At 68.0% G+C, this 13,053-nt stretch carries 14 protein-coding genes; 4 read left to right on the top strand and 10 right to left on the bottom strand.

Going from position 1 to position 13,053, the window contains the following annotated elements:
- Positions 1–54: 54 nt before the first annotated feature.
- Together ACZLIF_RS01180 and ACZLIF_RS01175 are read left to right on the top strand one after the other, a co-directional pair.
- Positions 55–456, top strand: a complete 402-nt coding sequence (locus ACZLIF_RS01180) for a hypothetical protein (RefSeq protein WP_197600138.1) — start codon at positions 55–57, stop codon at positions 454–456.
- A 3-nt stretch (positions 457–459) separates the two neighbouring features.
- Positions 460–906 carry a hypothetical protein gene (locus ACZLIF_RS01175; protein WP_053518439.1) on the top strand — a complete coding sequence of 149 codons (447 nt, stop codon included), beginning with the start codon at positions 460–462 and terminating at the stop codon, positions 904–906.
- Positions 907–1,052: 146 nt separating this feature from the next.
- On the opposite strand, the gene dcp is transcribed toward ACZLIF_RS01175, so the two are convergent.
- From dcp to arfB, 3 genes are all read right to left on the bottom strand, one after another.
- The gene (gene dcp, locus ACZLIF_RS01170; RefSeq protein WP_065174176.1) at positions 1,053–3,209 is read right to left on the bottom strand and encodes a peptidyl-dipeptidase Dcp; all 2,157 of its coding nucleotides are present in this window, start codon (positions 3,207–3,209) and stop codon (positions 1,053–1,055) included.
- Between the two features lie 111 nt (positions 3,210–3,320).
- The gene (locus tag ACZLIF_RS01165) at positions 3,321–3,923 is read right to left on the bottom strand and encodes a lysophospholipid acyltransferase family protein (protein ID WP_053518437.1); all 603 of its coding nucleotides are present in this window, start codon (positions 3,921–3,923) and stop codon (positions 3,321–3,323) included.
- A gap of 4 nt (positions 3,924–3,927) precedes the next feature.
- Entirely contained in the window at positions 3,928–4,359 is a 432-nt protein-coding gene (gene arfB / locus ACZLIF_RS01160) for an alternative ribosome rescue aminoacyl-tRNA hydrolase ArfB (protein ID WP_005420755.1), read from the bottom strand.
- Between the two features lie 134 nt (positions 4,360–4,493).
- On the opposite strand from arfB, the gene ACZLIF_RS01155 reads away from it, so the two are divergent.
- Positions 4,494–5,021 (top strand): DUF2059 domain-containing protein, encoded by a 528-nt coding sequence (locus tag ACZLIF_RS01155; protein ID WP_065174175.1) that lies wholly within the window; start codon positions 4,494–4,496, stop codon positions 5,019–5,021.
- Between the two features lie 84 nt (positions 5,022–5,105).
- Here the strand turns inward: ACZLIF_RS01155 and ACZLIF_RS01150 are convergent, their stop codons facing one another.
- The 4 genes from ACZLIF_RS01150 to ACZLIF_RS01135 all read right to left on the bottom strand — a co-directional run bounded on the left by ACZLIF_RS01150 (position 5,106) and on the right by ACZLIF_RS01135 (position 8,802).
- Positions 5,106–5,843, bottom strand: a complete 738-nt coding sequence (locus ACZLIF_RS01150) for a pseudouridine synthase (protein WP_128990710.1) — start codon at positions 5,841–5,843, stop codon at positions 5,106–5,108.
- An 87-nt stretch (positions 5,844–5,930) separates the two neighbouring features.
- Entirely contained in the window at positions 5,931–6,509 is a 579-nt protein-coding gene (locus ACZLIF_RS01145) for an O-methyltransferase (protein ID WP_128990720.1), read from the bottom strand.
- A gap of 5 nt (positions 6,510–6,514) precedes the next feature.
- Positions 6,515–8,170 (bottom strand): ubiquinone biosynthesis regulatory protein kinase UbiB, encoded by a 1,656-nt coding sequence (gene ubiB / locus ACZLIF_RS01140; RefSeq protein WP_065182047.1) that lies wholly within the window; start codon positions 8,168–8,170, stop codon positions 6,515–6,517.
- Complete coding sequence (locus ACZLIF_RS01135; RefSeq protein WP_128990712.1) at positions 8,167–8,802, bottom strand: ubiquinone biosynthesis accessory factor UbiJ; 636 nt, start codon at positions 8,800–8,802, stop codon at positions 8,167–8,169. Before ACZLIF_RS01135 ends, ubiB begins: the two co-directional genes overlap by 4 nt.
- A gap of 137 nt (positions 8,803–8,939) precedes the next feature.
- Here ACZLIF_RS01135 and ddlA point away from each other — a divergent pair, with 137 nt between their 5' ends.
- Positions 8,940–10,025 carry a D-alanine--D-alanine ligase gene (ddlA, locus tag ACZLIF_RS01130; RefSeq protein WP_128990714.1) on the top strand — a complete coding sequence of 362 codons (1,086 nt, stop codon included), beginning with the start codon at positions 8,940–8,942 and terminating at the stop codon, positions 10,023–10,025.
- A gap of 80 nt (positions 10,026–10,105) precedes the next feature.
- Here ddlA and ACZLIF_RS01125 read toward each other — a convergent pair whose 3' ends face one another.
- The 3 genes from ACZLIF_RS01125 to oleC form a co-directional block, all read right to left on the bottom strand.
- On the bottom strand, positions 10,106–10,261 hold the full coding sequence (locus ACZLIF_RS01125; protein ID WP_004153593.1) for a DUF1328 domain-containing protein: 156 nt from the start codon (positions 10,259–10,261) through the stop codon (positions 10,106–10,108).
- A gap of 121 nt (positions 10,262–10,382) precedes the next feature.
- On the bottom strand, positions 10,383–11,372 hold the full coding sequence (gene oleD / locus ACZLIF_RS01120; RefSeq protein WP_128990716.1) for a 2-alkyl-3-oxoalkanoate reductase: 990 nt from the start codon (positions 11,370–11,372) through the stop codon (positions 10,383–10,385).
- Positions 11,369–13,027 (bottom strand): olefin beta-lactone synthetase, encoded by a 1,659-nt coding sequence (gene oleC / locus ACZLIF_RS01115; protein WP_111186524.1) that lies wholly within the window; start codon positions 13,025–13,027, stop codon positions 11,369–11,371. The genes oleD and oleC overlap by 4 nt, the downstream gene beginning before the upstream one ends.
- Between the last annotated feature and the right edge of the window lie 26 nt (positions 13,028–13,053).

Genomic DNA, 13,053 nt, shown 5'->3' with positions numbered 1-13,053 from the left:
ACTGCGCGCATCGTCTGCCCACCGCGCCGAACGGCGCTTTCCGCAAGGTGTTGTATGACCCTCCTGGTGATCCGCCACGCCTCTTCATCGGCACCGCGTCCGCAGCTGCCGGCGCAGTTGTCCGGCCACCGCGTGCTGTGCAGCGACTGCGCCAGCCTGTCCGAAGTGCGCCAGTGCCTGTGCCAGCCGCAGGCGCGCTCGGCCGACTGGGTACTGCTGGACGTGGGCGTGGCCGACGAGGCGCAATGGCAGGCCGAGGGCAGCGCGCTGCAGGCCGCCCTGGAGCGGCTGCCGGCGCAGTACATCGAGCTGCAGAGCGCCCGCCAACCCGGCCTGGACGCGCGCCTGCGCCTGCAGCATGGGCCGGCCGCGGTGGTGGTCGACCAGCGCAGCCAGCAGGCCGGTTATCCGCTGTCGCTGGCCATCGTCGGCCGCCGCCTGGCGCAGGAGGGCTGAGCCATGTCGATCTTCATCATCCGCGGCCCGGAAGCGGCCGGCACATTGATCCGTACCGCACTGCCGCTGCCGGCACCGGTACTGAAGTCGCTGGTACACCGTGCGATCGATGCCGGCACCAGCGTGGCCATCCGTGCCTGCGGTTCGGAACAGGAACTGCTGGATGCCCTGCGCGTGGCCGATCACAGCCGCGGCGAAGTGACATTGCTCGATCCCGGCGCGTGTGCCGGCAGCCTGCGTCTGCAGCGCCTGCTGCCCTATCTGCACAACGCCTACGTGGAGGTGCATGACGACGGCGCGGTGGCTGAGCCCTGTCTGCCGGCCGGCATCGGCCAGCGCCTGGGCATCGCCGCCGGCTATGGCGCGCAGAGCTACGTGCTGGCGCTGGATATCGCACTGGATCACCTGGGCCTTGCCGAACAGGCGAACCGGGTGCACGTGGGGACGTAACGCTGTTTGTAGAGCCGAGCCCATGCTCGGCTGCCTTTCCAGGAAACATCAGCCGAGCATGGGCTCGGCTCTACAGAAGAACGCCCAGCATGGCTCGACGCTACAGAAAGAAAAACGGCGGGGTCGCCCCCGCCGTTTTCGCTTTCTTACTTCAGCCCGCGGAACTTCAGCAGCGGTTCCACCGACGGGTCCTTGCCGCGGAAATCGCGGTACAGGGTCGACAGCTCCACGCTGTTGCCGCGCGAGAGGATCTTGTCGCGGAATTGCTGGCCATTGGCCGCGGTCAGGCCACCGTTCTCGGTGAACCACTGGAAGGCGTCATGGTCGAGCACTTCCGCCCAGAAGTAGGCGTAGTAGCCAGCCGAGTAGCCACCGCCCCAGATGTGGTCGAAGTAGGTGGTGCGGTAGCGCGGCGGAACCTGCGGCAGATCGACCTTGAACTTCTTCAGCGCGCTGGCTTCGAAGGCTCCGACATCCTGCAGCGGCGCATCGGCCTTCTGCGTGTGCCAGGCCAGGTCCAGCAGCGCAGCCGACAGGTACTCGGTGGTGGCGTAGCCCTGGTTGAAGCTGCGCGCCTTGAGGATCTTGTCGACCAGTTCCTGCGGCATCGGCTCGCCGGTCTTGTAGTTCTTGGCGTAGTTGGCGAACACCTTCGGATCCAGCGCCCAGTGCTCGTTGAACTGCGACGGGAACTCGACGAAATCGCGCGAGGTGGCCGTGCCGGCGATCGAGGGGTACTTCACGTTCGAGAACATGCCGTGCAGGGCGTGGCCGAACTCGTGGAACAGGGTGGTGACGTCGTCGAAGCTCAACAGCGCCGGCTGGCCTTCGGCCGGCTTGGTGAAGTTGCAGACGTTGTAGACCACCGGCTTGGCGCCGGTCAGGCCATCCTGCTCGACGAACACGTCCATCCACGCGCCGCCGGACTTGCTGTCACGCTTGAAGTAGTCGGTGTAGAACAGGGCCAGCGAGGTGCCGTCCTTGTCGAACACTTCGTACACCTTCATGTCCGGGTGGTAGGTCGGAATGTCGGTACGTGGCTTGAAGGTGATGCCGTACAGCTGGGTGGCGGCGTAGAAGACGCCGTTCTGCAGCACGTTGTCCAGCTCGAAATAGGGCTTGATCTGCGACTCATCCAGATCGTACTTGGCCTTGCGTACCTGCTCGGCGTAGAAGTCCCAGTCCGAGGCCGCAACCTGGAAACCGCCCTTCTGCGCGTCGATCACCTTCTGGATCTCGCCGGCTTCGGCACGTGCCTTGGCGGTGGCAGCCGGCACGGTGTCGGTCAGCAGCTTCAGCGCGGCGGCCGGGGTCTTGGCCATCTGGTCGCCCAGCTGGTAGTCGGCGAAGGTGTCGAAACCCAGCAGCTTGGCCTTCTGCGCACGCAGCTGGGCCAGGCGCTGCACGGTCTGGCGGGTATCGTTGGCATCACCGCGCTCGGCGCGGGTTTCCGAGGCCTTTAGCACGGCGGCGCGCTGGTCGCGGTCGCTCAGCGAACCAAGCACCGGCTGCTGGGTGGTGTTCTGCAGCGGCAGCAGGAACTTGCCGTCAAGCTTGCGCGCCTTCGCATCGGCAGCTGCGGTGTTGATCGCGTTCTCATCCAGGCCGGCCAGCTTGGCCTTGTCGTCCACGATGACGGCAGCGGCTGCGGTGGCGGCGACCAGGCGGGTATGGAACTGGGTGGAAAGCGTGGTCTCTTCCACGTTGAGCTTGCGCAGGCTGGCCTTGTCGGCGTCGGACAGCTGCGCACCGGCACGCACCAGGCCGTCGTAGTAATGCTCGACCAGGCGCTTCTGCACCGGGTCCAGGCCCAGCGTGTCACGCTGGTCGTACAGCGACTTCACGCGTGCGAACAGCTTCGGGTCGAGGCTGATCTCGTCCTGGTGCGCGGCCAGTTTCGGCGCGACTTCTTCCTGGATCTTCTGGCGCGCATCGTTGGTATCGGCCTGCACCAGGCCGAAGAAGATGCGCGACACGCGGGTCAGGGTCTCGCCGCTGCGCTCCATCGCCACGATGGTGTTGTCGAAGGTGGCCGGCTCGCTGTTGTCGGCGATCTTGCGCACGTCGGCCAGGTGCTGGCGCATGCCTTCCTCGAACGCCGGCAGGTAGTCGCTGTCCTTGATCTTGTCGAACGGCGGCGCCTGGAACGGCAGCGTGCTGGCGCTCAGCAGCGGGTTGGTGGAGGCATCGGCCGGCTGCTGGGCCGGGGTATTCTGGGCTGCGGACACGGGGGTGGACTCCTTGCCGGAACAGGCCGCCAGCGCCAGGCTGATGGCGGCGGCCAGGACTACGGTACGCGACATGTAAAACGCTCCTTGGGCAGACGGGATGGGATGCCGACCGTCCACCCTACTCCTGTCGCGCTCGCCCGGCATGTGCCGGACGTGGCGTCTGGACCTTCACTGGCGGCCGGCTCAGACCGTACCGCGGGTCTTGCCGATCCAGGGCCGGTAGAACTCGCGGATGGCGGCCATGTCGGCCACGTCATCGCCGGTGGGATGGAACAGCGGACCGACGCCGATGACCTTCTCCGGATAATGGAAATAGGCGGTCAGGATCGGCACGTCGGCCATCCGCGCGATCTTCAGGAATCCGGCCTTCCATTCCTTGACCGCCTTGCGGGTGCCTTCCGGGGTGATCGCGAACCACATCCTGTCGTTGTTGCGGATCAGGTCCACGGCCTGGCCGACGGTTCCCTGCGGCGAGCTGCGGTCCAGCGGGATCACGCCCAGCCGGTGCAGCAGCGGGCCCAGCGGCCACCAGAACAGCGACGCTTTGCCCAGCACCTTGACCTTCATGCCCAGTGCGATCTTGGCCGCCATGCCCCAGAACCCGTCCCAGTTGGACGAGTGCGGGGCGATGATGAAGACCAGCTTCGGGATGTCCGGCAGGGTGCCGACCACCTTCCAGCCGCCCATGCGCAGGGTGCAGCGCGCCAGCCAGCGCAGGAACGGGTTGGATCTGACCTGCGGCATGTTCGGCGGGATCGCCGGCAGCAACGGAGTCGGGTTGTTCAAGCAATCACTCCCAGTCACGTGAGGAGCGCCCGCGCTTGATCTGCGCGCGCCCGCGTTTGGCGTCCAGACGACGCAGTTTCGACCCGAGGGTCGGCTTGGTGGCCTTGCGCGGTTTGGGCACGCTCAACCCGGCCTGGATGAAGGCCGCCAGCCGCTCGCGCGCATCCTCGCGATTGCGATCCTGGGTCCGGAAGCGTTGCGCGTCGATGACCAGCACGCCTTCGCCGGTCATCCGCCGGTCACGCCGCGCCAGCAGGCGCGCGCGCAACGGTTCGGGCAACGAGGGCGAATTGGCCACGTCGAAACGCAGTTCCACCGCGGTGGACACCTTGTTGACGTTCTGGCCACCGGCACCACTGGCACGCACGAAACGCTCGACGATCTCGCCGTCGGGGATCTCAAGCTGCGCGCTGATGGTGACCGGTCCACTGCCCATCCGCGCATTGTAACGGCAGCCACGTGGCGGAGTGCGGCATCGCGCGCCGTATGCCGCCGATCAGGCACCGAACACGCCGCCTTCGCCTTGCCAGCGGGTATGCTGGCCGTCCCATGTACCGCAGGAAGCTTCGCATGATCCGCTCCGCATCCACCCTGCCCGCCCTGCTGCGCCGTGCTGCCCTTCTGCTGGCGCTTGCCGTGGCCAGCGCCCCGGTCCTGGCCGCCGCGCCGACCGACGGCGACATCAACCGCCTGCTGTCGGCCTCCCGCGCGCAGAGCATGATCGACACCATGCTGCCGCAGATCGAGGCGATGCAGCAGCAGCAGTTCCAGCAGGTCGCGTCGCAGCGCCAGCTCAATGCCCAGCAGCAGGAGCAGCTCAAGCGCATCCAGGCACGGACCAGCCAGACCCTGCGCCAGGCCCTGTCATGGCAGCAGCTGCGGCCGATGTACGTGGATCTCTACAAGAAGACCTTCAGCAAGGAAGACGTGCTGGCGATGGCCGAGTTCTACGAGAGCCCGGCGGGCCAGAGTCTGCTCGACAAGACCCCGGCGCTGATGCAGAACGTGATGGTGGCCATCCAGTCGCGCATGCAGCCGCTGTTCGCCGACCTGCAGAAGGATCTGGAAGCGATCGTCAACGAGCCCGAAAAGAAGTGAGGCGGTAGCGCCGGGCCATGCCCGGCGAGTGCCACGCGCGGCCGCTGCGTGGCGGAAGGCGCCGGACAGGGTCCGGCGCTGCCTTCACTCCACCCGCCAGCCGAACAGGTCCAGTGCCTTCTGGAATTCCCGGTCCAGCGGCGCCCGCACATCCACCGTGCCGCCCTCGGGATGCGGAAAACGCAGGCGCTCGGCGTGCAGCAGCATGCGGTGCACCCCCTGCATGCGGAAGATGCGGTTGTGGCGGCCGTCGCCGTGGCTGGTGTCGCCGATCATGTGGTGCGAAAGATGCTTGAGATGCCGGCGGATCTGCCGGAACCGTCCGGTCTGCGGCTGGCAACGCAGCAGCGCATAGCGCGAACGGGCGAACTCGCCGACCGGCACCGGCAGCTCGCCGGTAGCCAGGCACTGGAAGTCGGTGATGGCAGGCTTCTTGACCGGTTTCCCGGGGCCGCCGTCGAGGTCGTGGTCGACCCGCCAGGACGCCTCGGCCGGCCAGCCGCGGCAGATGGTCAGGTAGTCCTTGGCCACCTCGCCGCCCATCAGGGCCTTGCCCAGCGCACTGGCGGTGTCACGGTCGAAGGCCAGCAGCAGGCAGCCACTGGTGGCACGATCCAGCCGATGCACCAGAAAGATCGGGCGCCCGAGCTGCTCACGCAGGCGATCGGCCAGGAAATCTTCTTCGCCACGGGCCAGCTTGCTGTCATGGACCATCAGCCCGGCCGGCTTGTCGACCACCGCCAGGCGTTCATCCAGGTGCAGGAGCCGAAGGGGGGCGGTGTCGGTCTCGACCGCGGCGAGGGTATCGGGTTCGGTGCTCACCGCGCGATTATACGGGCGGCCTGTATGGGGTCAGATCCCTTTTCCTGCGGAAAAGGGATCTGACCCCGGGTTTGTGCCGCGAGGCAGTCAAACGTTGCGCAATGCGAGCAGTTCACCGTTGCCCACCGGCACCAGGCTGACGCTGACATCAGGATCGGCCACCAGTGCTGCACGCAGCGGCTCCATCTGTTCGGCGTGGGAGATCGCGTTGTCCACCACCAGCAGGCCACCGGGCCGCAGCACGCGGCGCAGCTGCGGCCACCAGCCGGCGTACTGCTCGCGATCCGAATCGAGGAACAGCAGGTCGATGCTGGCATCGGCCGCCTGCGCCAGCCACGCCCCAGCGTCAGCGTGGACCAGGGTGATATGCGCCTGCAGGCCGCTGCGGGCGAAGGTCGCGCCGGCCAGGGCCACCTTGTCGGCAGCGTACTCCAGCGTGGTCACGTGGCCGTCGATGGCAGCGGCAGCCTCGGCCAGCCACAGGGTGGAATAGCCGTTGGAGGTGCCGATCTCCAGCACGCGCCGGGCCTGTCCGAAACGTACCAGCAGCGACAGCAGCGCACCGGTATCCGGCGTGATGTTGAGCATGCGCCGGGCCCGCTCGCTTTCGCGCGCATCGTTGTCGGCGCCAAAGCGCACCAGTTCGTCCTTGAGCGCCTGCAGCACGGCGGCTACTTCCACCACGCCCGGGCCAATGCGGCCACACCCACCGCGCCCGACAGCCAGCTCCACATCGGCAGGTCGCCCCAGTACCAGCCGGGCGGCTGCAGCACGTACATCAAGGCGGCAATGGCAAGCAGGCCGACGCCGGTGATGGCACCGACCGCATGCTTCTGCAGGCGCTGCACGCTGGCATCGAGCGATACCAGATCGCGCGAGCGCATCGCCAGCTCGTGACGTCCCTCCACCTGCTGGGTCAGCCAGGCATGCACCAGGCGGGGCATGTCCGGTGCGTGGGTCATGATTTCCGGCAGGCGCTTGCCGAGCTCGCGCATCACCCTGCGCGGGCTGTAGCGCTCGCGCAGGATCTTCGCCAGTACCGGCTTGGCCACCGCCCAGATATCGATCTGCGGGTCGAGCTGGCGACCGACGCCTTCGATGTTCAGCAGGGTCTTCTGCAGCAGGATCAGCTGCGGCTGCAGCGTCAGCTGGTAGCGCTGTGCCACGCGGAACAGCTTCATCAGCACTTCCGCCAGCGAGATCTGCGACAGCGGGCGGGTGAAGTACGGCTCGCACACCGAGCGAACCGCCGCTTCCAGGTCGTCGATGCGCACGTGGTCCGGCATCCAGCGTGCCTGCACGTGCAGCTCGGCGATGCGGCGGTAGTCGCGGTTGAAGATGGCCATGAAGTTCTCGGCCAGGTAGTACTGATCTTCCTGCGACAGCTGCCCCATGATGCCGAAGTCCAGCGCGATGAAGCGCGGATCGCTGCGGCGTGCCGGATCGGGGTCGACCCAGATGTTGCCGGCATGCGCATCGGCGTGGAAGAAGTTGTCGCGGAACACCTGGGTGTAGAACACCCGCACGCCCTTGGCGGCCAGCGCCTTGCGATCGATCCCGGCGGCGTCCAGCGCCACGATGTCATCGGAGGGAATGCCCCACACGCGCTCCAGGGTCAGCGCGCGCTCGGCCGTGTGGCTCCAGATCACTTCCGGCACGTACAGGTCGTCGGAGTTCTCCCAGAAGCGGCGCAGGACGCTGGCGTTGGCGCCTTCGCGCTGCAGGTCCAGCTCGGCGGCCAGGGTGTTCTCCACTTCCGCCACGACTTCGCGCGGGCGGATCTTGTCGGCACGCGGGTGGGTGCGCTCGACCAGCGTGGCCAGTGAATTGAGCAGGGCGATATCGGCGTCGATCTGCTTCTCGATGCCCGGGCGCAGCACCTTGACCACCACCTGGCGGCCATCGGCCAGCGTGGCCGCATGGACCTGCGCGATCGAGGCCGACGCCAGCGGTTCGGTATCGAAGCTGGCAAAGGCTTCGCTGACCGGCAGGCCCAGCGCGTCCTCGACGATGCGGCGCGCGGTGTCGCCGTCGAACGGCTTGACCCGGTCCTGCAGCAGGGTCAGTTCGTTGGCCACGTCCGGCGGAACCAGGTCGCGGCGGGTCGACAGGATCTGCCCGAACTTGACGAAGATCGGACCCAGGTCCTGCAGCGCCAGGCGCAGGCGTGCGCCACGCGATTGCGCGGCGATGTCGGCCGAGGCCCGCGGAACGAAGGGTTTGGCCAGGCGCAGCCAGCGTTCGGCCGGCGTGTCCTGCAGCAGGTCGTCCAGGCGGTAGCGCAGGATCACCCGGCCGATGCGGCTGGCCCGCAGCACCGCCTTCATGCCGCACCCCGCAGGCGCTGCACGCGTGCACCCAGGCGCTCGACATCATCGCGCAGCACATCCACATCGTCGTGGAACGCGTCCAGCTCGGCGCGCGGCACCACGTCGCGCGATTCCTCGGTAATGAATTCGGCTGCACTGTGGGCCAGATCGATCACGCTCTGGCGGGCGTGCTGCAGCGCGCCGCGCAGCGTGTTGGCCACCTGTACGCCCAGCACCTCGCCGAACACGCTGACGAACGGCTGCTGCCAGTCCGGATCGAAGCCCTTGGCCAGCTGCTGCAGGCGGCGCGCCAGCTCGGCATCGCCGGCCACGCGCACGCGTCCCTTGCCGGTGCTGTCGGCGCGCCGGGCATTGGCCAGCAGCGGCAGTTGGGCCAGCACCCCCGACAGGCTGCTGCGTACGGCCAGATCGGCTTCCTGTGCATCCACCGGCCCCACCCGCAGCTGGTCACCGTCAACGCTGATGCGCATGGCCAGCGAGGGAGCCTCCAGGGTCAGATCGATATGGCGGCCATCCAGACCGGCCAACGCGTGGCGGGTATCCGGATCCAGTGCCAGGGCGCGGTTCAGGGCGATCTGCAGGGCACGGCCGGCGACCGGCTTGAGAGACTTGAGCAGGGAAAGAGCCATGGCCCCATTCTACCTTCGTGGGTGCCGGGCTTGGGCCGGGTAGCGCGGATGGGTGCGGGTTCATCTCCGCCTCACCTGCCGGGCGAAGGAAGGTTCATGCTGTGGGGCCACGCAACGTCCAGGACATCGCATTGCCCATGAGCAGGACCCGGGTCGGCATCATTTTCGGTGGCACGTCCTCCGAGCACGAAGTCTCGCTGCAGTCGGCGAAGAACATCCTCGACGCACTCGACCACGAGCGCTTCGAGCCGGTGCTGATCGGCATCGACAAGCAGGGCCGATGGCATCTGAGCCAGGCCGGGAGCTTCCTGCTCAACGCCGATGATCCGGCGCGCATCGCGCTGCACCGGTCCGGCGTCGCGCTGTCGGTGCGCCCGGGGGCCGGACAGGCGCAGCTGCAGCCTGCCGATCCGGCTGCCGTGCTCGGCCAGATCGACGTTGTCCTGCCGATCGTGCATGGTCCGCTGGGTGAGGATGGCGCGCTGCAGGGCCTGCTGCGCATGGCCAACCTGCCCTTCGTCGGTTCACCGGTGCTGGGCTCGGCCGTGGCCATGGACAAGGACGTGACCAAGCGCCTGCTGCGCGATGCCGGCCTGCAGGTGGCGCCCTGGCAGTGCATCCGCCGCCACCAGGCTGCCAACATCGATGTCGACGGCGTCATCGCCCAGCTCGGCCTGCCGCTGTTCGTGAAGCCGGCCAACCAGGGTTCGTCGGTGGGGGTGAGCAAGGTCAAGGACGCCGCCGGCTTCGCGGCCGCGCTGGAACAGGCGCTGCGCTACGACCACAGGGTTCTGGTGGAAGCGGCCGTGGCCGGCCGCGAGATCGAATGTGCGGTGCTCGGCAACGAGCAGCCGCAGGCCAGCGTGTGTGGCGAAGTGGTGGTGCACGACGAGTTCTATGCCTACGACACCAAGTACCTCAACGAGAACGGCGCCGACGTCGTGGTGCCGGCCGACATCGATGATGCCACCCAGCAGCGGATCAGGCAGATCGCCCTGCAGGCGTATCAGACGCTGGAGTGCGCCGGCATGGCCAGAGTGGATGTGTTCCTGACCGACGATGGGCGCGTCGTCATCAACGAGGTCAACACGCTGCCAGGCTTCACCCGCATCAGCATGTACCCGAAGCTGTGGGGCGCCAGTGGCGTGGATTACACCACGCTGATCACGCGCCTGATCGAACTGGCGCTGGAACGGCACGAAGCCGATCACAGGCTGCTGTAGGCCAGGCAATACCCGGTACTACAGGAAACCGCACCCGCCGGAGCAGTGCCGGCCATCGACCGGCACTGCTCCGGGGCTCACTAGCCGCGCTTGCGGAACATCGAGATCACCGCCAGGACCAGGAACACCACGAACAGGATCCAGGCAATGTTGCTGGCCGCGCCGGCGATGCCGGAGAAACCGAGCACGGCGGCGATGATGGCGATGACGAAGAAAATGACGGCGTAATGCAGCATGGCGCTCCTCGCAGATATTCGGCCGTGGGTGGCGTGGGGTCCATCCTCGCGGTCCGGCGGTGTGCAACCGGTGATGGCCGGTTCTGCGCGCGATGAAGTCTTCAGCGCCGTGAGGCTGCCGTCATGACGACGCGGCCTTCAGCCGACGCAGCCCTTCCTCGATGCTGACCTGCGGCACATAACCGAAGTCACGGCGCGCCGGCTCCATGCTGTACCAGTGCGGCGTGCACAGCTGCTCGGCGAGGAAACGGGTCAATGGCGGCTCGCCGCGCAACCGCAGCAGCGGCCACAGGCGCTCGCAGATCGCACCGATCCGGTAGGCGGTCCTGAAGCTGATTGCCTTCTCCACAGGGGGGGCGCCCACGGCCTGCAGCAACTTGTTGACCAGTTCGCGCATCGGCAGCGGCTCGCCATTGGAGATGAAGTAGGCCTTGCCGGCGCAGGCCGCCGCCGGGCCCAGCGCCTCGAATGCCAGAAAGTGCGCCAGCGCGGCGTTGTCGATGTAGGTGGTGTCGACCTTGTTGCTGCCATCACCGACCAGGCGCAGCCGGCCCTGCCGTGCGCGCTCGGCCAGGCGCGGCACCAGCTGCTGGTCGCCCGGCCCCCAGATCAGGCGCGGGCGCAGCGCCACCGTGGCCAGCGTTGCGTCGTTGGCGGCCAGCACCCGTTGTTCGGCGATCGCCTTGGTCGCCGCATACGGCGCCTGGAAATCCTCGCCGTAGGGCACCTCGTCCGCGCCCAGTCCTTCCACCGGGTGGGTGGCACGATGGGTCACGCTCGGTGTGGACGTATAGACCAGCTTGCCGATGCCATGGGCACGGCAGGCAGCGATGACATTGTCGGTGCCGACCACATTGGCCTGGTGGTAGCTTTCGTAACTGCCCCAGGCACCGGCCTTGGCACCGTTGTGGAATACCGCATCGACACCGGCCACCGCATGCAGCACGGCCTGCGGGTCCGCCAGGTCGCCACGGATCTGGCCCACTCCCAGCGCCTGCAGCGCCGGGTAGTGGCTGCGGTTGAACGCCAGCACCTGGTGGCCGCGCTCGACCAGCCCGCGGCACAGCGCCTGGCCAAGGAAACCACCACCACCGGTGACCAGGATCTTCATGCGCGCTTCTCCAGTTCGGCGCTGGCCCAGACGGCGAGCTTCTCGCGGCCGATCTTGGCGTTGTGACGGATATCGACGGGAAACGCCGGATGCACCAGGAAGTGCTGCAGCCCGGCCTCGGGCAGGCGTGCGCCGGCAAGGGCGCGCAGCGCTTCATGCAGCGCCGGGCTGTCGGACTGTCCACGCTGCAGCTCCACGCACAGGACCGGCACCTGCGCGCCCGCGGGACCCACGCCGACCAGCGCGGTGCGTGCCACGCCCTGCACCGTGTTGAACACCGGCTCGACCTGTTCGGTGTAGAGCGGGCCGTGCGGGGTTTCCACGCGCTGGGTCTTGCGTCCGCAGAACCACAGACGGCCCTGCGCGTCGAAATAGCCGACATCGCCCATGCGATGCACGATGCGGGTACTGCCATCGGCCAGCGTTTCGGCAATCTTCGCCGCAGCGGTGGCCTGCGGACGATTGAAATAGCTGTCGGTGGCGGTGGGGCCGGCCACGGTGATCTCGCCCACCTCGCCGGTGGCCAGCACGCGTACCTGCGACCAGTCGGCCAGCGGTGCATCGTCGATGGCGATGATGCGCACTTCGTTCGGGGCCACCACGTTGCCCACGCAGGTACCCGCACCGCCCTCGGTGGCCGCACGGGTGCGCTCCAGTTCATGGCCTTCCACCACCGCCACCGGCAGGCATTCGGTGGCACCGTACGGCGTCCAGAACTGCGCGCCGGCCGGCAGCAGGCCACGGATGGTGGCGACCACATCCGGCGGAACCGGGGCACCGGCCGAGGTCACCCGGGTCACCGACGGCAGCGGCCGGCCATGGCGGGCCAGGACCCGCATCAGCGCAGGCGAGCCGAACAGCTGGGTCACGCCGAAGCGTTGGATCGCATCATGCAGGCGTGCCGGATCGGCCTGCGCGGGCCGCGTGGGGTCCATGTCCGGGATCACCGAGGTCAACCCCAATGCGGGATCGAACAGGGCGAAGGGCGGGAAGGTCGGCAGGTCCACCCCGCCGGCCTCCATGCCGAAGGCGCTGCCCAGCAGCTCGATCTGGCCGACGAAATGGCGATGGCGGTAGACCACGCCCTTGGGCACGCCCGTGGAGCCGCTGGTGAACAGGATCGCGGCCATGTCCTCGCCGTCGGTGGCCGCCAGCATCGGCCCGGCCTGCGCGCCCGCGCGCTCCAGCGCGGCCAGGGTGGTCCCGCCCCAGGCCAGCCGCCGTCCCACCGTGACCAGGCGGGTCGCCGACGGCGCCCAGCGCAGCGCCAGCCGTGCCACGTGGGCCAGCGGGATGCCGATGAAGGCCTCCGGCTGGGCTTCGTCCAGGCACTGCTTCAGCGCGCGCCGGTCGATGCCGGGATCGACCAGCACCGGCACCGCACCCAGCTTGAACAGGGCGAACATCAGCAGGAAGAACTCCGGCGAGGGCCGCACCATCACCACCGTGCGCACGCCGCGCCCGATCCCGTAGCCGGCCAGGCCGGCGGCCATGGCGTCGCTGCGGGCATCCAGCTGCCGATAGTCCAGGGTCACATCGTAGGCCGCCATGCCGTTGCCGGCGCCGCGGCGGCCGGGGCAGCGGATGGCGATCTGGTCGGGGCGTTCACGGGCCAGTTCAGGCAACCGCGCAGCAATGTTGCAGGGTCGGTTCATCCGTTCATTGTCGCCGCTTACGGAAT

The sequence above is a fragment of the Stenotrophomonas sp. 2201_Sma genome, assembly GCF_056486685.1.
Note: the sequence above shows the minus strand (reverse complement) of the source record. Positions and strands in the feature narration are given on the sequence as shown.

Excerpts from the sequence above, each read along its gene's own strand:
- ACZLIF_RS01180 (WP_197600138.1), top strand. The coding sequence starts at position 55 with ATGACCCTCCTGGTGATCCGCCACGCCTCTTCATCGGCACCGCGTCCG.
- ACZLIF_RS01175 (WP_053518439.1), top strand. The coding sequence starts at position 460 with ATGTCGATCTTCATCATCCGCGGCCCGGAAGCGGCCGGCACATTGATC.
- dcp (WP_065174176.1), bottom strand. The coding sequence starts at position 3,209 with ATGTCGCGTACCGTAGTCCTGGCCGCCGCCATCAGCCTGGCGCTGGCG.
- arfB (WP_005420755.1), bottom strand. The coding sequence starts at position 4,359 with ATGGGCAGTGGACCGGTCACCATCAGCGCGCAGCTTGAGATCCCCGAC.
- ACZLIF_RS01155 (WP_065174175.1), top strand. The coding sequence starts at position 4,494 with ATGATCCGCTCCGCATCCACCCTGCCCGCCCTGCTGCGCCGTGCTGCC.
- ubiB (WP_065182047.1), bottom strand. The coding sequence starts at position 8,170 with ATGAAGGCGGTGCTGCGGGCCAGCCGCATCGGCCGGGTGATCCTGCGC.
- ACZLIF_RS01135 (WP_128990712.1), bottom strand. The coding sequence starts at position 8,802 with ATGGCTCTTTCCCTGCTCAAGTCTCTCAAGCCGGTCGCCGGCCGTGCC.
- ddlA (WP_128990714.1), top strand. The coding sequence starts at position 8,940 with ATGAGCAGGACCCGGGTCGGCATCATTTTCGGTGGCACGTCCTCCGAG.
- ACZLIF_RS01125 (WP_004153593.1), bottom strand. The coding sequence starts at position 10,261 with ATGCTGCATTACGCCGTCATTTTCTTCGTCATCGCCATCATCGCCGCC.
- oleD (WP_128990716.1), bottom strand. The coding sequence starts at position 11,372 with ATGAAGATCCTGGTCACCGGTGGTGGTGGTTTCCTTGGCCAGGCGCTG.
- oleC (WP_111186524.1), bottom strand. The coding sequence starts at position 13,027 with ATGAACCGACCCTGCAACATTGCTGCGCGGTTGCCTGAACTGGCCCGT.